The 19,027-nt window shown below is 56.4% G+C and carries 15 protein-coding genes and 2 tRNA genes; 13 read left to right on the forward strand and 4 right to left on the reverse strand.

All coding sequences use genetic code 11. From position 1 onward, the window contains the following. Nucleotides 1-210 precede the first annotated feature (210 nt). Nucleotides 211-426 (forward strand): 50S ribosomal protein L31, encoded by a 216-nt coding sequence (rpmE, locus tag HALA3H3_RS26150; RefSeq protein ID WP_081742600.1) that lies wholly within the window; start codon nucleotides 211-213, stop codon nucleotides 424-426. Nucleotides 427-782: 356 nt separating this feature from the next. Then, the gene (locus HALA3H3_RS13440) at nucleotides 783-2,054 is read left to right on the forward strand and encodes a malic enzyme-like NAD(P)-binding protein (protein ID WP_022522107.1); all 1,272 of its coding nucleotides are present in this window, start codon (nucleotides 783-785) and stop codon (nucleotides 2,052-2,054) included. Nucleotides 2,055-2,125: 71 nt separating this feature from the next. Here HALA3H3_RS13440 and HALA3H3_RS13445 read toward each other — a convergent pair whose 3' ends face one another. Continuing rightward, nucleotides 2,126-2,944 (reverse strand): acyl-CoA thioesterase, encoded by an 819-nt coding sequence (locus HALA3H3_RS13445; RefSeq protein WP_022522108.1) that lies wholly within the window; start codon nucleotides 2,942-2,944, stop codon nucleotides 2,126-2,128. Nucleotides 2,945-3,057: 113 nt separating this feature from the next. Here HALA3H3_RS13445 and tadA point away from each other — a divergent pair, with 113 nt between their 5' ends. Next, a complete protein-coding gene (tadA, locus tag HALA3H3_RS13450) occupies nucleotides 3,058-3,528 on the forward strand; it encodes a tRNA adenosine(34) deaminase TadA (protein WP_022522109.1) in 471 nt (156 codons plus the stop codon). A gap of 10 nt (nucleotides 3,529-3,538) precedes the next feature. Here the strand turns inward: tadA and mltF are convergent, their stop codons facing one another. Further along, a complete protein-coding gene (mltF, locus tag HALA3H3_RS13455) occupies nucleotides 3,539-5,002 on the reverse strand; it encodes a membrane-bound lytic murein transglycosylase MltF (protein ID WP_009287436.1) in 1,464 nt (487 codons plus the stop codon). A gap of 208 nt (nucleotides 5,003-5,210) precedes the next feature. Between mltF and purL the strand changes: the two genes are divergently transcribed. Further along, on the forward strand, nucleotides 5,211-9,161 hold the full coding sequence (purL, locus tag HALA3H3_RS13460) for a phosphoribosylformylglycinamidine synthase (protein ID WP_009287435.1): 3,951 nt from the start codon (nucleotides 5,211-5,213) through the stop codon (nucleotides 9,159-9,161). Between the two features lie 98 nt (nucleotides 9,162-9,259). Here the strand turns inward: purL and HALA3H3_RS13465 are convergent, their stop codons facing one another. After that, nucleotides 9,260-9,499 carry a hypothetical protein gene (locus HALA3H3_RS13465; RefSeq protein WP_022522110.1) on the reverse strand — a complete coding sequence of 80 codons (240 nt, stop codon included), beginning with the start codon at nucleotides 9,497-9,499 and terminating at the stop codon, nucleotides 9,260-9,262. A 115-nt stretch (nucleotides 9,500-9,614) separates the two neighbouring features. Here HALA3H3_RS13465 and HALA3H3_RS13470 point away from each other — a divergent pair, with 115 nt between their 5' ends. The 7 genes from HALA3H3_RS13470 (at nucleotide 9,615) to nadA (ending at nucleotide 15,896) form a co-directional block, all read left to right on the forward strand. Further along, complete coding sequence (locus HALA3H3_RS13470; protein WP_022522111.1) at nucleotides 9,615-11,405, forward strand: DEAD/DEAH box helicase; 1,791 nt, start codon at nucleotides 9,615-9,617, stop codon at nucleotides 11,403-11,405. 100 nt (nucleotides 11,406-11,505) lie between these two features. After that, nucleotides 11,506-12,456 carry a segregation and condensation protein A gene (locus tag HALA3H3_RS13475; protein ID WP_009287433.1) on the forward strand — a complete coding sequence of 317 codons (951 nt, stop codon included), beginning with the start codon at nucleotides 11,506-11,508 and terminating at the stop codon, nucleotides 12,454-12,456. Continuing rightward, nucleotides 12,453-13,304: an SMC-Scp complex subunit ScpB gene (gene scpB, locus HALA3H3_RS13480; RefSeq protein WP_009287432.1), complete on the forward strand. Its 852-nt coding sequence runs from the start codon at nucleotides 12,453-12,455 to the stop codon at nucleotides 13,302-13,304. The genes HALA3H3_RS13475 and scpB overlap by 4 nt, the downstream gene beginning before the upstream one ends. Next, nucleotides 13,291-14,166, forward strand: coding sequence for a 23S rRNA pseudouridine(2605) synthase RluB (gene rluB, locus HALA3H3_RS13485; RefSeq protein ID WP_009287431.1), 876 nt, complete (start codon nucleotides 13,291-13,293; stop codon nucleotides 14,164-14,166). The genes scpB and rluB overlap by 14 nt, the downstream gene beginning before the upstream one ends. A 182-nt stretch (nucleotides 14,167-14,348) precedes the next feature. Beyond that, nucleotides 14,349-14,424 (forward strand) — tRNA-Lys (locus HALA3H3_RS13490). 100 nt (nucleotides 14,425-14,524) lie between these two features. After that, nucleotides 14,525-14,600: transfer RNA gene (locus tag HALA3H3_RS13495), tRNA-Lys, on the forward strand. 267 nt (nucleotides 14,601-14,867) lie between these two features. Continuing rightward, nucleotides 14,868-15,896: a quinolinate synthase NadA gene (gene nadA, locus HALA3H3_RS13500; protein WP_022522112.1), complete on the forward strand. Its 1,029-nt coding sequence runs from the start codon at nucleotides 14,868-14,870 to the stop codon at nucleotides 15,894-15,896. Nucleotides 15,897-16,006: 110 nt separating this feature from the next. Here the strand turns inward: nadA and HALA3H3_RS13505 are convergent, their stop codons facing one another. Next, nucleotides 16,007-17,470 carry a M48 family metalloprotease gene (locus HALA3H3_RS13505; protein WP_022522113.1) on the reverse strand — a complete coding sequence of 488 codons (1,464 nt, stop codon included), beginning with the start codon at nucleotides 17,468-17,470 and terminating at the stop codon, nucleotides 16,007-16,009. Between the two features lie 176 nt (nucleotides 17,471-17,646). Here HALA3H3_RS13505 and HALA3H3_RS13510 point away from each other — a divergent pair, with 176 nt between their 5' ends. Further along, nucleotides 17,647-17,910: a sulfurtransferase TusA family protein gene (locus tag HALA3H3_RS13510; RefSeq protein WP_022522114.1), complete on the forward strand. Its 264-nt coding sequence runs from the start codon at nucleotides 17,647-17,649 to the stop codon at nucleotides 17,908-17,910. Then, nucleotides 17,907-19,016, forward strand: a complete 1,110-nt coding sequence (locus HALA3H3_RS13515; protein ID WP_022522115.1) for an AI-2E family transporter — start codon at nucleotides 17,907-17,909, stop codon at nucleotides 19,014-19,016. The genes HALA3H3_RS13510 and HALA3H3_RS13515 overlap by 4 nt, the downstream gene beginning before the upstream one ends. The last annotated feature ends 11 nt before the right edge of the window (nucleotides 19,017-19,027 follow it).

Raw genomic sequence — 19,027 nt, forward strand, 5'->3', positions numbered from 1 at the left:
GCCTGCGAAGAAAAAGAGTCAGCCAATTGGCCTCCGGCGTTAGTTTTGCTAGAATATGCGACCGCTCTGAATCCTAACGATCTTTATCGATCTATTTGTAAAGACCTATCGTAACGACAGAGCGGCTAACCGGTTAGTCGTTTTTTCCAAACCCGTATGCGGTACCTGGCACGAGATCAGGTGGCGGCATATAGCTTCGTGAGGCTCGAAATGAGACAAGGTATTCACCCGAATTACAACACGGTCACCGCCAGCTGTTCTTGCGGCGCCACTTTCCAGGTAGGTACGACCTCTGGTCAGGACTTCTCCTTGGATGTGTGCTCTAACTGCCACCCGTTCTACACTGGTAAGCAGAAGCAAGCGACCACTGGTGGCCGCGTAGAGCGTTTCAACAAGCGTTTCGGCGCTGCTGTTAAGCGCGGCTAATCCCAGTCGGATAGCCATATCGCCAGCATGCCTGTTCATATCAGGCTATTCCTATAAGGCTATGCTCGCGCAAAACCCACGCCTCGGCGTGGGTTTTTTGTGAGCTGGATATGCTTGCTGCATGAATTTTATGTGAAAAAAATTTCCATAAATTCTGTTATGCAGCAATAAGTAAAGCATTATGAGTAAAGCCTGTTTGCATAAGTTTCTGCAAATAGTGGCTAAAAGTGACGAATGTGAAGATAAAATTCGGTTAAACGAGCGTTTTGTCGTAAGTTGACGGCGCGCTTGAGGCGCTATGGTTTTTTCTATATTCTGAAACGACTTATCTACTTTATGTTAACTGGACTCTGACCATGACGGATGCAAATAAGCAGGCTGCTTTGGATTATCACGCGAAACCGATTCCCGGTAAGCTTTCGGTGGAGTTGACCAAACCCACCGCGACAGCACGGGATTTGGCACTGGCGTATAGTCCAGGCGTGGCTGAGCCAGTACTTGAAATTGCCCGGGATGCGGAAAATGCCTACCGCTATACCGGCAAGGGCAATCTGGTCGCCGTGATTACCGATGGCAGCGCTATTCTGGGTTTGGGTAATCTGGGCCCGCTGGCGAGCAAGCCAGTGATGGAAGGCAAGGGCGTGCTGTTTAAGTGCTTTGCAGGCATCAATTCGGTGGATATCGAAGTGGATGCGGAAAGCCCCCAGGCGTTTATCGATACCGTCGCGCGCATTGCCGATACCTGGGGCGGGATTAACCTTGAAGACATCAAGGCGCCGGAGTGTTTTGAAATTGAGAAAGCACTGGTTGAGCGCTGCAGCATCCCGGTCTTCCACGATGACCAGCACGGCACCGCAATTGTGACAGCGGCCGGTATGCTTAATGCCTTGGATATCGCGGGCAAAAAAATTGAGAACGTCAAGATCGTTTGCATGGGCGCAGGGGCGGCGGCGATTGCCTGCATGCGGTTGCTGGTCTCCTGTGGTGCGAGTAAAGAGAACTTGGTAATGCTGGATCGGCGTGGCGTTATTCATACTGATCGCGAAGGTATCAACGAATATAAGGCTGAATTCGCCCGTGATACCGAGATGCGCACCTTGGACGATGCCATCGACAATGCTGACGTCTTTATCGGCCTGTCAGGCCCGGGGCTGCTGTCCGCTGATCAGGTGAAGAAAATGGCGCCAGATCCGGTGATTTTTGCCTGCACCAATCCGGATCCGGAGATCCATCCTGACGTTGCCCGGGAAGCGCGCCCGGATGTGATCATGGCCACCGGCCGTTCGGACTTCCCGAACCAGGTCAACAACGTGCTGGGCTTCCCGTTTATCTTCCGCGGCGCTTTGGATGTTCGCGCCACGCGCATTAATGAAGAGATGAAGCTGGCCGCGGTGCATGCCTTGAAAGACTTGGCCCGCGAGCCGGTTCCTCAGGAAGTGCTGGACGCCTACGAGCGCACCGAGATGAGTTTTGGCCGCGAGTACATCATTCCCACGCCGGTCGATATTCGCCTGCTGGCGCGGGTTTCCTCGGCGGTGGCGCAAGCTGCGGTTGATTCTGGTGTCGCCCGTAAGCCTTTCCCGGCGCACTACCCGCTGCAGTCAATTAATGATGTTTATGGCGGCTAAGGCACTGCGCCCTGGTTAGTCGATTTACGCCCGCTGCTTAGCGGGCGTAAATGTTTTGAGAGATTATTTATTTAGCTTTGAGAATAGCGTGTTAACCCTTCCTGAGCGGTGGAGGCCACTAAGCGGCCATCGCGGCTGTAAATATGCCCCCGCGCCAGCCCGCGAGCGCCGCCTGTCCAGGGTGAGTCGATGACGTATAACAGCCAATCGTCAAGGCGGGTGTCCTGGTGGAGCCACAGGGCATGGTCAAGGCTGGCAATGCGTAGCTTGGGGTCTCGGTACTCAATGCCATGGGGAATCAGGCTGGTGGTCAGCAGATTGAAGTCAGAGGCGTAAGAGAGCAAGTGGCGGTGCAACGCCGGGTCGTCTGGCAGCGTGCCGGAAAGACGAAACCATAAGCATTGGCCAGCAGGTGTACCGTTGTCGGGGTTGCCGGGTAGATGCACAAACTCAATCGGGTGACCGGGAAAGCGGTCATGCTTGGCCTCGCCGTTCTCGATTAACGCTTCGGGTGTCGGCACATCCGGCATGGTGCGCTGATGGCTAAAGCTCGCCTCAGCGCTTTGAAAGGAGGCGCTGCAGAAGAAGATTGGCCGGCCTTTTTGAATGGCAGTGACACGACGGGTCGTGAAGCTGCCGCCATCGCGGATGGTATCCACTTGGTAGACAACGGGGCGATGTGGGTCACCAGGACGCAGAAAGTAGCCGTGCTGAGAGTGCGGGCGGCGCTCAATGGGCACTGTGCGCGCAGCGGCTGCAAGCGCTTGGCCGAGTACCTGACCACCATAGAGCTGAGGAAAGCCTAGATCCTGACTCTGGCCACGATATAGCGTCTCTTCCAGCGTTTCTAGCTCCAGTAACGCTACCAGTTTGTTCAGCGCGTCTGTCATTCTCGGTATCCTTGCGGCTGTCTCAATCGAATGCTGTCGATGAAAGTGAGTTGCTACGACGGGGGACAACCCTTTCATACGATCGTTTAGCTACCTTAGCGGAGTTTACGTTTATGCGCAGCGATGAATTTTACATGCACCGGGCGCTTGACCAAGCACACTTGGCCGCTGCGGCAGGTGAGGTGCCCGTGGGGGCGGTTGTCGTCGATGCGCAGGGGGAGATCATAGGCGCTGGCTGCAACGCCCCGGTAGCCAGTTGCGACCCCAGCGGCCATGCGGAAGTTCGTGCGCTGCGCGAGGCGGGGCAGCAGCAGGGGAACTATCGGCTTGAGGGCTGCACGCTGTTTGTCACCTTAGAGCCGTGCATGATGTGCGCAGGGGCGATGATACATGCTCGCCTAGCCCGTTTGGTTTACGGTGCTGCTGAGCCTCGGGCTGGCATGGTTGAATCAAAGGCTAACCTACTGGCGCAGCCGTGGTTCAACCATCAGGTCGCGGTGACTGGCGGTGTATTAGCAGCACCCTCGCAAAAATTACTGAAGCGTTTTTTCACCGCGCGACGCGATCAACTTAGCCAGAAATAGTTAAGAAGTGTTAATCAAGCGGCGGCACAAGTTCGAACAATAGCAGTGGATCATCGTTGACTGACGTTTGTTCTAGTTGGAAAAACTGCTGGCGGCTACGTTCAACATACTCAATCATTTCGTAGTAGCGACGGATATTGCGTACGTATATTACTGGCTCGCCACCACGGGCGTAGCCATGCCGCGTTTGGCTGTGCCATTCACGCTGCTGTAGCAGGGGCAGTGCGGCGCGTACATCCGTCCAGCTGTCGGGGTCACCGCCTCGCATCTCGGCAATCTTACGGGCGTCGTATAAATGCCCTAGCCCCACATTATAGGCAGCCATGGCCATAAAAAGCCGGTCATCACCGGTAATGCTTTCCGGTAGGCGGTCTTTGATGCTGCGCAAATAACGGGCACCGCCATCAATGCTTTGGGCCGGGTCGGTGCGGTCGCTGATGCCCATCTCGCTGGCAGTGGGGTTGGTTAGCATCATTAAACCACGCACCCCGGTCGGCGAGACCGCATCTGGATCCCAGTGCGACTCCTGGTAGCCCACGGCCGCGAGTAGCTTCCAATCAAAACCTGTTTCCTGGGCGGATTGCTGGAATAATTCAGTATAGCGAGGCAGGCGTGCATCCAGATGGTCAAGAAAGGTGCGGGTACCGACATACTCCAAGTAGTCGTCATGACCGAAGTAGCGGCTGACTAGCTGATCTAGCGTGCCGCTCTCCTGCAGGTCTTGGAGGAAGCGATTAGCAGCTTCGAGTAACCCCAAACCGCGACCGCTGGGCACTGCCCATGCCATGGAGAGCGGGTCGCCGAGGATAAAGCCACGCTCAACGTTGGGGAAAAACAGCCGGTTTAACCGAAATTGATGCTCAAAAATAACCGCTGCGTCCAGGGTGCCGTTTTCAACCCGGGCCAGCAGTTCGGCGACCTCCAACTCATGGGACTCTTTCCAGCTTAGGGTGGGGTGGCGTTTCTGGAGATCGCGCAGTGCTTCGCTGGTACCCGCTTCGCTAAGCGTACCAAGCTCCAGGCCTACAAGGTCGCTTGGTTCACTAATACCATTAAGCCCGCGCCGGTATACTACCAGCGGCTGCATCTTGATAATCGGACGGGTGTAGTAAACACCAGAGGGATTAGGCAGCAGGGGTAGCGCTGCCGCGCCCAGGTCGCCGCTCTCACGTACCGCCGGCAGCACGCTTTCAGGGTGATGGCGGGCGTTAAGGTTAAGACTCACCCCTAGATAGTCGGCAAAGCGGTGCATTAGCTCGTACTCAAAGCCGGTAGGGCCCTGGCGACCTTGGTAATAAGTGGTGGGTGTATTACGGGTGTGAACGGTAATAAAATCTTTTGCAGTGATCTGAGTCAGATGCTCGCCGGGAGGAACCAGGGAGAGGGTGGGCACCAGAGTCAGAAGCGTAATCGCTATTAGCGCATAATAAGCGCTGGCACGGGCTACAAAATGTCGGCAAATCAACGTCAGCATGGCGTCTTGTCGGCATGAAACAAGCTGCCACGATACCCAGCCAGGGGCAGGCTGTCACCTTGTTGATTTCGTGTGACGGCTGGTTTCCAGTATCATAGGCGTTTTCCGGTACCACATTATCTGTGTTTTCCGGCACCATAAAAGCACGGCCGCCTAGCGGCCCGGTGATTTCCCTGCTCGAATTTCCCTGCTCTAGAGGCTTCAGGATATGCTCGAACTGCGAGGCGCGCCCGCCCTTTCTGCCTTCCGTCATGCTCGGCTGTTAACGGTGCTGCGTGAACGTGTTCCCGAGGTGGAAGCGCTGTCTGCCCACTATGTTCATTTTATCGATGTTCACTCCCATGAGCGCCGCGAGGAACTGGATGACGCTGCCCGCGAACGTTTGGTGCAGTTACTTGATTACGGTACTCACTCGAGCGTAGAGGTTCCTGAGCGCGCCCAGCGCTTTTTGGTGGTGCCGCGCCTAGGCACCCAGTCGCCCTGGTCATCCAAGGCGACTGATATCGCCCACAACTGCGGCTTGCGCCAAATTAGCCGCATCGAGCGCGGCATCGATTACCGGGTCAGCTTCACCGCGATGCCGGACGAAGAGAGTTTGAGCGCGCTGGCGGCACTGCTACACGACCGTATGACCGAAACCGTGCTAGCCGATGCCTCGGACGCCGCTAAGCTGTTTGCTCAACACGACCCGGCACCGCTGGGCAGTGTGGATATTCTTGAGGGTGGCCGGGATGCGTTGGCAACGGCCAACCAGGCGCTGGGGCTGGCGCTGGCAGAAGATGAAATCGACTATCTTGTCGATGCTTTCAATGAGTTGGGGCGTAACCCCAGCGACGTTGAGCTGATGATGTTTGCTCAGGCCAACTCTGAGCACTGCCGTCACAAAATCTTCAACGCCGATTGGATGATCGACGGCGAGCTGCAGAGCCACTCGCTGTTTAAGATGATCAAGAATACCTTTGCGTCGTCGCCGGACAATGTTCTCTCGGCTTACAGCGACAATGCCGCTGTGATCAAGGGCAGTCAGGCTGGGCGCTTCTTTGCCACGCCGCTGACAGGCGTTGACGACGAGCGCGCACTCTACGCCACTCATCAGGAACCCATTCATATCCTGATGAAGGTAGAGACCCATAACCACCCCACAGCGATTGCCCCTTTCCCAGGCGCGGCGACCGGCTCCGGTGGAGAAATCCGTGACGAAGGTGCTACCGGCATTGGGGGCAAGCCCAAAGCGGGTCTTTCAGGTTTTACGGTTTCCAACCTGCGCATTCCAGAATTCGTACAGCCCTGGGAAGCCTTTGATTACGGCAAGCCAGGGCGTATGGAGTCGGCGCTCAATATTATGCTCGAGGGCCCCATTGGGGGCGCCGCGTTCAACAATGAATTTGGCCGCCCCAATCTAACCGGCTATTTCCGCACCTACGAGCAGGAGTCACTTAACGACGGCGGTATCGAGCGGCGCGGTTTCCATAAGCCGATTATGCTCGCCGGTGGTTATGGCAATATCCGTGCCCACCATGTTCAGAAGGGTGATATCCCTGTCGGCGGCAAGCTGATTGTGATGGGTGGCCCGGCGATGTTGATTGGCCTGGGCGGCGGTGCAGCCTCCAGCATGGCCTCCGGCACTTCCAGTGCCGATTTGGATTTCGCTTCGGTGCAGCGTGAAAACCCTGAGATTGAGCGCCGTGCTCAAGAGGTGATCGACCGCTGCTGGGCGCTGGGGGATCACAACCCGATTCGCTTTATCCACGATGTTGGCGCGGGTGGGCTCTCCAATGCGTTGCCCGAGCTAGTAAAAGATGGCAACCGTGGTGGTCGTTTTGATCTGCGCGCGGTGCCCAACGCCGAGCCGGGTATGAGCCCGCTGGAGATTTGGTGTAATGAGGCCCAGGAGCGTTACGTGCTTGCGGTTGCACCAGAGGATTTGGATACATTTGATGCCCTGTGCAAGCGCGAGCGCTGCCCCTATGCGGTAGTCGGCGAAGCCTTGGAAGAGCACCATCTTGAAGTGCGCGACGGCCATTTTGAGAGTAAGCCGGTTGACCTACCGATGAGCGTGCTATTCGGCAAAGCACCCAAGATGCAGCGCGAATTTGAGCGTCGCAATCCGGAGCTCTCCGGCATGATGCTGGATAATCTTGACCTGCGCGAAGCACTTGATCGCGTACTGCGCTTACCTACCGTGGCCTCCAAAAGCTTCCTGATCACCATTGGTGACCGCTCTATCACCGGCCAGGTGGCTCGCGACCAAATGGTTGGCCCCTGGCAAGTGCCGGTAGCCGATGTAGCGGTGACCACGGCAAGCTTTGATACCCACACCGGTGAAGCCATGGCCATGGGGGAACGTCCCCCGGTAGCCTTGATCAACCCTGCTGCTAGCGCTCGCTTAGCGGTGGCCGAAGCGATTACCAATTTGGCGGCAGCACCGATTGCCAAACTGAGCGATATCAAGCTCTCCGCTAACTGGATGAGCGCGGCGGATCACCCAGGTGAAAATCAGGCGCTTTACGATGCGGTTTATGCGGTAGGTATGGAAATGTGTCCGGCGCTGGGCATTGCGATTCCGGTGGGCAAAGATTCGATGTCGATGCGTACCGCTTGGCAGGATGAGAACGAGCAGGGCGAATACGAAGAGAAGAGCGTGACGTCGCCCCTTTCACTAGTGGTGACCGGTTTTGCTCCGGTGACCAACGCCCTGGCGACGCTCACGCCGCAGATCAACCTGGATCAAGACGAGTCGGATTTGATTTTGGTCGACCTGGGCAACGGTCAGAATCGGTTGGGCGGCTCCGCTTTGGCGCAGGTGTATGGCCAGGTGGGCAATGACTGCCCCGATGTGGACGACCCGGAAGATATCAAAGCGTTCTTCGAAGTCATTCAAGGCCTGAACCGCGACGGCAAGCTGCTGGCGTATCACGATCGTAGCGATGGTGGTCTGCTGGTCACGCTGCTGGAAATGGCCTTTGCTGCCCACGCCGGGCTTGAGATCAAGCTCGACTGGATGATCGACGAGCCAGTGGAGGCGTTGAACGCGCTGTTCTCGGAAGAGCTGGGTGCCGTGATTCAGGTCAATCGTGAACACACTGAAGAAGTGCTGGCGCAGTTTGCCGTGGCGGGTATCGAAACCTGTGGCGTCATCGCCCGCCCGCGTTACGATGACCAGGTGCGCGTCACGCTGTTTGAAGAGCCTTTGCTGGAAACCACTCGTCAGCTTACCCAGCGTACCTGGACAGAAACCAGTTACCGTATGCAGGCGCTGCGCGACAACCCCGAATGCGCCAAGAACGAATACGACAATCTGCTCGATGGCCGCGACCCGGGGCTATCTGCCACGCCCACCTTTGATATTAATGAAGATATCAGCGCGCCTTATGTCAACACAGCTAAGCCTGCCATGGCGGTGCTGCGTGAACAGGGCGTCAATGGCCAGGTAGAAATGGCCTGGGCTTTCGATAAGGCCGGGTTTGAGGCGGTGGATGTGCATATGAGCGACATCCTGGCGGGGCGTGTTTCGCTGGAAGAGTTCAAAGGGCTTGTGGCCTGCGGTGGCTTCTCCTACGGCGACGTGCTTGGTGCTGGCGGTGGCTGGGCCAAGTCGGTGCTGTTTAATGAGCGCGCCCAGGAGCAGTTTGCGGCGTTCTTCGCCCGCGACGATAGTTTCTCGCTGGGCGTATGTAACGGTTGCCAAATGCTCTCGCAGTTGAAATCGCTGATTCCTGGCGCTGAAAACTGGCCGACCTTTGTGCGCAATGAGTCCGAGCAATTTGAGGCCCGCGTTTCCATGGTGCGGGTTGAAAAGAGCCCCTCGATTCTGCTCGCCGGTATGGAGGGCTCAAAACTGCCCATCGCCGTTGCTCATGGTGAAGGGCAGGCGGAGTTCCGAGACAGCGCTCATCTGCGCAGCATGCAATCGAGCAACCAAATTGCTCTGCGCTATATCGATAACTACGGCCAGGCGACCACGCGCTACCCGGCAAATCCCAACGGCTCACCGGCGGGCATTACCGGTCTGACCACGCCGGATGGCCGGGTGACCATTATGATGCCCCACCCTGAGCGCGTTGCTCGGGCGGTTACCAACTCCTGGCGCCCGGCAGAGTGGACTGAAGATGGCGCCTGGCTGCGACTATTCCGCAACGCTCGGGTTTGGCTCAACTGATTCCAGTAATGCTCCAGATAGTGCGTTGGGCATAGCGCCCATGTTAACGGCGGATTTTTTTCCGCCGTTAACAGTTACGCGAGTCGTGACAACAGTTATTAAGAGTGCCGCTCGGGAGCGCTAGCCGGTGTTTTATCAGCCCCTTCGGGTGGCAATCCTAGTTTGGCCTCCAGCGTTTCAAGCTCTAACCGGTAGCGCTCAACGAGGTATTCGAAGCGCCCAAAATCATGTCCGCAATCCATGCAGAACACATGGGCTTTACCACGCCGCGTGGCGGGAAGGCGTTTTAAACGACTGCCGCATTCCGGGCACTCTGGGCTGAAATGGTTGGTTGTCATTGCTCACCTCACTAGTATCTTCTCGCTGATAAACGTTGCGATTTCTGGGATTATTTAAACCATCACTACTACGACGCGACGAAAGTCGTAATAGTTCAATAGCGGGCTAATTAATTTGTCGATACCTAGCTCCTCACTAGCTAACTCACCAACGCCCCAGCTTCGCCCCTATCAGCAGGAAGCGGTCAAGCGCGTGGTGGGCCATTTCCGAGCCTCAAGCGAGCCTGCGCTGGTGGTGCTGCCCACGGGCAGTGGTAAATCCCTGGTGATAGCTGAGCTAGCGCGCTTGGCCCGTGGGCGGGTATTGGTGCTGGCCCATGTGCGTGAGCTGGTGGAGCAGAACCATGCCAAGTACCAGGCTTATGGGCTTGAGGCGGATATTTTTAGCGCCGGTTTAAAGCGCAAAGAGGCGAGTCGCCAAGTGGTATTTGGCTCGGTGCAGTCGGTGGTGCGTAACCTGGAGAGCTTTAACGACGCTAATTTTACCTTGCTGGTCATCGACGAGAGCCATCGTGTATCACTCAACGAAGACGCTAGCTATCGTCAGGTGATTGAGCACCTGCGCCAGCACAATCCACAGCTTAAAATACTCGGCCTCACCGCGACGCCGTACCGTTTGGGGCAGGGGTTTATTTATTACCGCCACCATCACGGCATGGTGCGGGGCAGTGAAGAGAGTTTTTTTCGTGACTGCGTCTTCGAGCAGCCGCTGCGTCTGATGGTGAAGCAGGGCTATCTGGCTGCGCCCAAGCGCCTGGATATGGCGATTGAGGGCTATGACTTCTCCGCACTCAAACCCTCTTCAAACGGTCTGTTCCAAGAGGAAGAGCTGAATCGCGTGGTGGCGGGCAGTCGAGCGACGCCGGGCATTATCGGGCAAATCGTCGAACGTGCGGTTGATCGCCAGGGCGTGATGATTTTTGCCGCCACCGTGGCCCACGCTGAAGAAATTATCGGTTATTTACCTCGAGCAGAGGCGGCTTTAATTACCGGTGCAACACCTTCCCAAGAGCGCACTGCGCTGATCGATGCTTTTAAAGCGCGGAAACTAAAATACCTGGTGAACGTCGCGGTGCTGACCACCGGTTTCGATGCTCCCCACGTGGATTTGATCGCTATTTTGCGGCCTACCGAATCGGTGAGCCTCTACCAGCAGATGGTGGGCAGAGGGCTGCGCCTGTCGCCGGGCAAGAGCGACTGCCTGATTCTGGATTATGCCGGCAACCCCTGGGATATCTTCGCGCCGGAAGTGGGGAAGCCGAAGCCCGATAGTGACAGCGAACCGGTTCAGATAGAGTGCCCCGACTGCGGTCATGCCAATCTTTACTGGGGTAAGCGCGACGGTGATTTAGTGATTGAGCACTTTGGCCGCCGCTGTCAGGGGCTAATTGAAGATGATGAAGGAAAGCGGCGCCAGTGTGAGTTTCGGTTCCGTTTTAAAGTTTGCGAGGAGTGTGGCGCCGAGAATGATATTGCCGCCCGCCGCTGCCACGGCTGCGAAAAACTACTGGTGGACGCGGATGATAAACTCAAGGACGCCCTAAAGCTGAAAGACGCCAAGGTATTGCGGGTAAGCGGTATGCAGCTGGAAGCGACCACTAACGGCCGTGGCCTGCCGCGCTTAAAAGTCACCTATCATGACGAAGATGGCACCCATCTTTCCGAGTGGTACGCGCTGGAAACCCCCGCTCAACGGCGCGCTTTTTATGCCGCCTTTCTGCGCTACCATCTGCGCGCACCGGGAGGTAAATGGCAGCCGCTAAGCGCCGAGGACGTCGTCGCCGAACAGCGCCGCCTACGCCACCCGGATTTTGTCGTAGGCCGCAAAGTGGGGCGCCATTTCCAAATCAGTGACAAGCTGTTTGACTATACTGGCCGCTACCGCAAAGCGGTGGAGGCGGGGTAGTACGCTTGTGCTTACTCTCTAATAGAGCAACGCGAATGCTAACGACTTTGCTAAACTGTTCGCTTGTGCCGATTTCCATTTTCCAAGAGAGCCGACCCGCGTGAGCGAGACGCCAAGCGTTACTGTTGATTTAGCAAGCCCTGATTCCGAACCCACCGAGCCAGTGGCAGCTTCGCTTGGGCGTCTGTTTAATGAGCCGATTACGCAAATGCCGGAGGATTTGTATATTCCCCCGGAAGCACTGCGTGTCTTTTTAGAGACCTTTGAAGGCCCGCTGGATCTGCTGCTCTATCTGATTCGCCGCCAAAACCTGGATATTCTGACCATCAACGTGGCGACCATCACCCACCAGTACATCGAGTACGTGGAGCTGATGAAGGCCATGGAGATCGAGCTGGCGGGGGAATACCTGTTGATGGCCGCTATGCTGGCTGAGATCAAGTCGCGCACCTTGTTGCCCCGCCCGCCGAAGGCTGAGGGCGATGACGAGGAGGATCCCCGCGCTGAGCTTATCCGCCGTCTGCAAGAGTACGAACGCCTTAAAGAGGCAGCAGAGACGCTGGACACATTACCGCGTATGGGGCGTGACTGGTTCAGCGTGCAGGCGGGCTTACCGCCACTGGAATCCCGTGTGATTCACCCCGAGGTGGAATTGGATGAATTGCTCAGCGCGCTCTCCGATATCCTCAAGCGTGCCGAGCTGGTGCAGGCCCACCAGATCAGCCGCGAGGTTCTCTCTACCCGCGAGCGCATGCTCAAGATCATGGAGCAGCTAAGTTACGACGACGCCCATCAGCGCTATACCCCCTTTGAAGCGCTATTTACTTTAGAGGAGGGGCGCGCAGGCGTGGTGGTCACGTTTATGGCGATTCTTGAGCTGGCCAAAGAAGCCATGATTGAAATTGTCCAAAATGCGCCGCTGTCGCCAATTCACGTGCGCGCGCGACGCGCTGCCCTTGCTGACGGCGAGGAGAGCGCTTTTGATGAGGGCGAGATAGAAGATGATGCCTATGGCGAGTCCGCTTTTGAACCTGACGAGGAGACGCCATGAGTAACACCGTCACCGCGTTAGATGACATTGTTTTAGATGATATTGTTGAAGCCGCACTGCTGGCCGCTGGCGAACCCTTGCCCCTTGAGCGGTTGGAGACACTCTTTCTTGAGGGCGAATGCCCCCCGCGCAAAGAGCTTCGTGACGTCCTGGAACGTTTGCAGCAGCGACATTCTGGCGGTGCACTGGAGCTCCTGGAAACGGTCTCAGGCTACCAACTGCGCATTCGTCCGCGGCTTTCCCAGTGGGTGTCGCGGTTATGGGATGAACGCCCCCAGCGCTACTCGCGGGCGCTGCTGGAGACACTGGCATTAATTGCCTATCGGCAGCCGGTTACTCGTGGGGACATTGAGGAAGTGCGCGGTGTCAGCGTGAGTAGTTCCATTATGCGCACCTTGGCTGAGCGCGGCTGGATTCGGGTGGTCGGTCATCGTGATGTGCCTGGCCGACCAGCGGTATACGCCACCACACGCAGCTTTTTAGACGATTTTGGGTTAAAAACCCTCGATGCATTGCCGCCCATGCACACCCTGGCAAGCTGGGATGAAAACGAGATATCTGAAGAACCGGGGATGACGATGGATACTGACATTCAGGAAGAAAATGGCCCCGGTACAGACCATGAAGCACTGGACGAAACGATCAAAACGGTGCAGGATGCGCCACCTCAGAAAGAACAGATAACCTCGGCTGAGATAGCCGACACGCACGCCGAGACGGCGTTAACCCAGCCGCTGAGTTTTGCCGACCTACAGGCTCGGCTCGCGGCACGTGCCAAGCGCCAACAAGATGAGCGCGAAAGCACGGAGACTACCGATGTGAGGTCAGACGACCATGAGTCAGAGTAATAACACCACGCCCCCCACCAGCGAAAAGCTGCAAAAAGTCTTGGCCCGTGCAGGCCTTGGCTCGCGTCGTGAGATGGAAACGGCGATTTCCGCCGGCCGTGTTAAAGTGAATAGCCAGGTGGCTAAGCTGGGCGACCGCGTTGAAGCGCGGGATAAAGTCAGTTTTGATGACCGTCCGGTGGCATTGCGCCCAGAAGAAGAAGTGCCACGCCGGGTGATTATGTATAACAAGCCGGAAGGCGAGCTATGCACCCGTAAGGATCCAGAAGGTCGCCGCACGGTGTTTGACCGCTTGCCGCGCCTGAAAGGCGAACGTTGGATTGCGATCGGTCGCCTGGATATCAACACCAGTGGTTTGCTGCTGTTCACTACCGACGGTGAGCTGGCCAACCGTTTGATGCACCCCTCTACCCAGGTGGAGCGCGAGTACGCGGTTCGCGTGATGGGTGAAGTGAAGCGCGAGCATATCCTGGCCATGGTCGATGGGGTCATGCTTGAAGATGGCCCGGCGCGCTTTACCGATGTTCAGGAGTTTGGTGGCGAAGGCATCAACACCTGGTTCCACGTGGTGATTCTCGAAGGGCGCAACCGTGAAGTGCGTCGTCTTTGGGAATCCCAGGCGCTGACGGTTAGTCGTCTTAAACGCGTGCGCTACGGCAATATCTTCCTCGATAAGCGGGCGAAAGCCGGCGAATGGGTCGAACTTACCCAGGATGAGGTGGATGACTTAGCCACGCTGGCTAACTTGGAAACACGTAAAGTGCCCGCGTTGACACCGGATGAGAAGAATCGCTGGAACCGCGATAAGCACAAGCGTAAGCCGGTACAGGCACTGCGCAAACCGAAAAGCAAGGCTCGCTAAGCGCGGCTTGCAGAGCCCGTTGAACCTCTTGGTGCTCAGTCGTTAGCGGTTAGGCTGATAAGCGTGCCTGTCAGCATTGAGTGACGCCAGCGGGCACGCAAATGGTTCATTATTGTAGAGTGAAAGCGAAAAAACGCTTGCTATCAATAAGGTGTAAGCGTAGGATATGCATCCGTTCAGGCGGGTCGTTAGCTCAGTTGGTAGAGCAGTTGACTTTTAATCAATTGGTCGCAGGTTCGAATCCTGCACGACCCACCATTCAAACGACTGATCAGTTTGAATAAAGTCAGTTTGAATGCAGTGGTGAACGTTTAAAGTATGTGTAGTAACGCTGGAAAGTGATCAGCACAGCAAGTTTGGGTCGTTAGCTCAGTTGGTAGAGCAGTTGACTTTTAATCAATTGGTCGCAGGTTCGAATCCTGCACGACCCACCAAATTCAACGCCCCTGGCAGTTTAGCTGCCAGGGGCGTTTTGCTATGTGTCTAGAAAGAACTCTATGTGTGACAATCTGTTTGCAGTCAAACGCTATTTCCCGCCAAAATGGTTTAGAATAAATCTGTCTAGAATAGATTTTAAGCGATGGCCATCGCGAGAGACGCAGCGGCTCATCGCTCCAACGAGCGGTGCATGTGCAAGACGCACTGCGCCGTAGCCCAGTGTTTAACAGGGGGATTCCCTGTTCGTCACAGTGGTAGACACAATGACTATTATGACTACTCAAGCGAAGCTTGAGGCCCCGCTACCCACAGCCTACTGCCCGACCCGCATTCCGGCGGAAGATCAGGCACGGGTTGAAGAGATCAAACGACTGTTGAAGGCCCATAACGCCGTTTTGGTCGCACACTACTACACCGATGATGCCATTCAGCAACTGGCGGAAGAGACCGGTGGCTGTGTCGCTGACTCGCTGGAGATGGCACGCTTTGGTGCTCGCCACGAAGCCACCACGCTGGTCGTCGCCGGTGTCCGCTTTATGGGCGAAACCGCCAAGATCCTTTCGCCTGAAAAACGCGTGCTGATGCCCACCTTGGAAGCCACCTGCTCGCTGGATATTGGCTGCCCCGTCGATGAGTTCAGCGCCTTCTGTGATGCCCATCCTGACCGCACCGTAGTGGTGTATGCCAACACCTCTGCAGCCGTTAAGGCGCGGGCAGACTGGGTGGTGACTTCGTCGATTGCAGTCGAGGTGATTGAGCACCTGCAGGCCAAAGGCGAGAAAATTCTCTGGGCGCCCGATAAGCATTTGGGCGGCTATATCCAGAACAAAACCGGCGCCGATATGCTGATGTGGGACGGCGCCTGTATCGTTCATGAAGAGTTTAAGGCCAAGGGCGTTGAAGATCTGAAGCGCATCTATCCAGATGCCGCAGTACTGGTGCATCCCGAATCGCCTGAGCCAGTAGTGAAGCTGGCGGACGTGGCAGGCTCCACCTCGCAGTTGATCAAGGCCGCGAAAGAGCTGCCCAACGATAAGCTGATCGTGGCAACTGATCGTGGCATCTTCTTCAAGATGCAGCAGGCAGTGCCGGATAAAACGCTGTTTGAAGCGCCGACGGCAGGCAACGGCGCCACTTGTCGTAGCTGTGCACACTGCCCCTGGATGGCCATGAACGCGCTGGATAATCTAGCCGGTGCGTTGCGTGAGGGAAGTGGAGAAATTCAGGTGGATGAAGCGCTGCGTCTGCAGGCTTTAAAGCCCCTTGAGCGCATGCTTAACTTCAATGCTTAGCGAGAAAAGATTAACCGAATGTCATTGCGGACAAAGTGAAGCAATCTCAGGGTGACTGCCACTGCTGGTTAAGATTGCCGCGTCGCTGCGCTCCTCGCAATGACACAGGTTTAGTTAAAATCATCCAGCGCTTCGCGATACTCAATGAAGTCCTCGCGGCGCTGCTCGATTCTTGCCAGCGCCTGCTGATCATTTTCCCGCTCAGCGGCATCCCGAGCGATAGAAAGTTGGCGAATGCCGCGATCGACGCGGCCGGTCAGTTGAAGATACTCTGCGCGGGCTAAGTGCCCCCAGCTATCATGCCCACTGCGCCCGGCGGCTTCGGCCAGCAGGTTAAAGACCTGCGGGTTTTCCAGGTTTTGGGAAGTGATGTCGCGCAGCAGGTCATAGGCCGCCTGCGGGTCGCGCTGCAGCTGTGCTTCGGCCAAGATCAGTTGGGCAGGTAGGTAGTTGGGCATAAAACGTAGCAATTGCTGACTGCGCTGAATGGCCTGATCGTAGCGGCCAGCTTCCAGGGCGACGCTAGCCGAAGAGGCGGGCAGCATGGCAAAGTCGGGATGCTCGTTGGCAAGCCTATCCAGTTGCTCCAGGGCGCTATCGGTTTGGCCGTTGCGAGCATCGATCAGTGCCGCTAAGTAGTCCTGAGCGGCTTGTTCGGCGCCTTCCTGAGCAAGGCGCGAAGCAGCTTGCTGCGGCGTATTAGTGTAAATGCTTAGCAGCGCCCGGGCGCGCATCATGTCGTAGAGGGTGTCGCTGGTATATGCATCGGCAACATTGAGCTGGGCAGCGCGGGCTTGTGCGGCGCTTAAACGATTGTCGGTGACCGGGTGGGTCAGCAGGAACTCGGGTGGGGTATCGCCCTGAAGGCGCGCCATACGCTGCATGGCTGAGAACATGCGCACCATTGCCTCGGGGTCATAGCCTGCATCGGCCATGGCCTGAAGGCCGATGTTATCGGCTTCCTGTTCAAACAGCCGTGAGTAGCTGAGCTGATCCTGGATCAGCGCCGCCTGTGAGCCCATGGCGGCCGCCATTCCAGCGTCGCCGCCGCCACTGGCGGCAATCAGCATACCCGCCAGCATGGCTGCCATGGCGGGCAGTTGGGTCTGAGCCGCGCGGGCACTGCCTCGGGCATAGTGGCGTTGAGAGAGGTGGCCCAGTTCGTGAGCTAGCACCGAGACAAAAGCGCCTTCATCTTCGGCAAACGCGAAAAGTCCTGAATTGATCCCTACTACGCCGCCAGGGACGGCAAAGGCGTTCAATGAAGCGTTATCGACCATGACGGTGATCGTGCGCAGACCGTTAATATCACTATGCGGGGCCAGCCGGGCAATCAGGCTTTGCAAATAATCATTGGTTATGGGGTCTTGCCACTGGGGGGCTTGGGCACGAAACTGGCGCAACCAGGCGCGGCCCAAGCGGTACTCTTCGTTGCTGACAGAGGTAGACGCCGCCCCTAAGCTCGGCAAGCCGTAATCGCTGGAGGCAATGCTTGGTGGGCTAAACAGTAGGCTGCCACAGGCACAAGCAAACGCACATATCCAGCCTGGGTAAGCGATACGAAGGGTTGGCATGGCATCCTCATAAATAATGAATAAGTACAGTGGTCAGAGTATGGCATTGGTGAAGAGTGTGACATTGATAAACACAGGGAAGTGCCGTTAAATCGACTGCCTAGTGAAATCAATCGCTAAAAAGATAGTTTATGTAACAATGCCGTGAGTATGTAGGTCATTTTGAGGGAGTGTATATGTCTGAGCAATCCGAGGGCTTTCAACCCGACACGGTGCTTGACGCTTGCGGGCTGCATTGCCCGCTGCCTTTGCTGAAGGCTAAGCAGGCCTTGGCAGGTTTGGCGGCTGGTCAGTTACTGGAAGTGCGTTCCACCGATGCGGGTTCGTGGCGTGATATGGCGTCGTTTACCGACCAAAGTGCACATACGCTGGAAGGTCGTGAGCAGCGCGACGAGGTGTATGTTTATTGGATTAGAAAAGCTGGGGATGCGCACTCATGACCCTGCGCACGATTTTAAAAAGCTGGGTTGAACGCTATTTCTCGGATGAGGAGGCGCTCATCCTGCTGATAGTGCTGGTGGCGGGCTTTGCCGCGATTATCTGGTTTGGACGCATGCTGGCGCCGTTTTTTACTGCACTGGTGATTGCGTTTCTTTTGCAAGGCGTAGTGAGTGCGTTTACCCGGCGAGGGGTACCGCACCTACTAGCGGTCATCCTGGTCTTTTTGGCCTTTATCAGCGTGCTGCTCACTCTGGCGTTTATTCTGATGCCGTTGATCTGGAATCAGCTAGTGGGGCTGGTGCAAGAGACACCGCGGATGTTCGCCAGTGGCCAGGGCTGGTTGGATGAACTGCAGGCGCGCTACCCGAATATTATTACGCCGGATCAGATGCAAAGCTGGATAGGCGTGGCGAGCCGTGAGATTAGCCAGCTAGGCCAGCGCGCCTTAACGCTTTCGCTGGCTTCGCTCGGCAATATTATGTCGCTGATTATCTACCTGGTACTGGTGCCGATTCTGGTGTTCTTTATGCTCAAGGATCGCGACGTGTTGGTCGGTTTTATGCTTTCGCTGCTGCCCCAAAAGCGTACGCTGCTATCGCGTATTTGGCGCGAAATGGACGATCAGATTGCCAACTATATCCGCGGCAAATTTATTGAAATCATCATCGTTGGCACCGTGGCGTTCTTTACCTTTGCGTTCTTTGGCTTACCGTATACAGCGCTGCTAGCGGTGTTGGTCGGCCTTTCGGTGTTAGTGCCTTATATCGGTGCTGCTGTGGCTACACTACCGGTCGCCGCGGTAGCGGGGTTCTATTTTGGTCTTAGTGAAGATTTTGTCTATGTGCTGGTGGCTTATGGCGTGATTCAAGCCCTGGATGGCAACGTATTGGCACCGGTATTGTTCTCTGAGACCAATAATATTCATCCGGTTTCGATTATTGTGGCGGTACTGTTCTTCGGTGGGATTTGGGGCTTCTGGGGGATCTTCTTTGCGATTCCCTTGGCAACACTGCTCAAGGCATTGATTTACGCCTGGCCACGTAGCATGCATGAGCGGGAGGAGCGTCGGAGTATACCAGCCACGGCTAGCCAGGAAGCCGAATAGCGCTCACCCAC

It is taken from the genome of Halomonas sp. A3H3 (assembly GCF_000982975.1).
Classification (GTDB): Bacteria; Pseudomonadota; Gammaproteobacteria; order Pseudomonadales; family Halomonadaceae; genus Vreelandella; species Vreelandella titanicae.

Excerpts from the sequence above, each read along its gene's own strand:
- rpmE (WP_081742600.1), top strand. The coding sequence starts at position 211 with ATGAGACAAGGTATTCACCCGAATTACAACACGGTCACCGCCAGCTGT.
- HALA3H3_RS13440 (WP_022522107.1), top strand. The coding sequence starts at position 783 with ATGACGGATGCAAATAAGCAGGCTGCTTTGGATTATCACGCGAAACCG.
- HALA3H3_RS13445 (WP_022522108.1), bottom strand. The coding sequence starts at position 2,944 with ATGACAGACGCGCTGAACAAACTGGTAGCGTTACTGGAGCTAGAAACG.
- tadA (WP_022522109.1), top strand. The coding sequence starts at position 3,058 with ATGCGCAGCGATGAATTTTACATGCACCGGGCGCTTGACCAAGCACAC.
- mltF (WP_009287436.1), bottom strand. The coding sequence starts at position 5,002 with ATGCTGACGTTGATTTGCCGACATTTTGTAGCCCGTGCCAGCGCTTAT.
- purL (WP_009287435.1), top strand. The coding sequence starts at position 5,211 with ATGCTCGAACTGCGAGGCGCGCCCGCCCTTTCTGCCTTCCGTCATGCT.
- HALA3H3_RS13465 (WP_022522110.1), bottom strand. The coding sequence starts at position 9,499 with ATGACAACCAACCATTTCAGCCCAGAGTGCCCGGAATGCGGCAGTCGT.
- scpB (WP_009287432.1), top strand. The coding sequence starts at position 12,453 with ATGAGTAACACCGTCACCGCGTTAGATGACATTGTTTTAGATGATATT.
- rluB (WP_009287431.1), top strand. The coding sequence starts at position 13,291 with ATGAGTCAGAGTAATAACACCACGCCCCCCACCAGCGAAAAGCTGCAA.
- nadA (WP_022522112.1), top strand. The coding sequence starts at position 14,868 with ATGACTATTATGACTACTCAAGCGAAGCTTGAGGCCCCGCTACCCACA.
- HALA3H3_RS13505 (WP_022522113.1), bottom strand. The coding sequence starts at position 17,470 with ATGCCAACCCTTCGTATCGCTTACCCAGGCTGGATATGTGCGTTTGCT.
- HALA3H3_RS13510 (WP_022522114.1), top strand. The coding sequence starts at position 17,647 with ATGTCTGAGCAATCCGAGGGCTTTCAACCCGACACGGTGCTTGACGCT.
- HALA3H3_RS13515 (WP_022522115.1), top strand. The coding sequence starts at position 17,907 with ATGACCCTGCGCACGATTTTAAAAAGCTGGGTTGAACGCTATTTCTCG.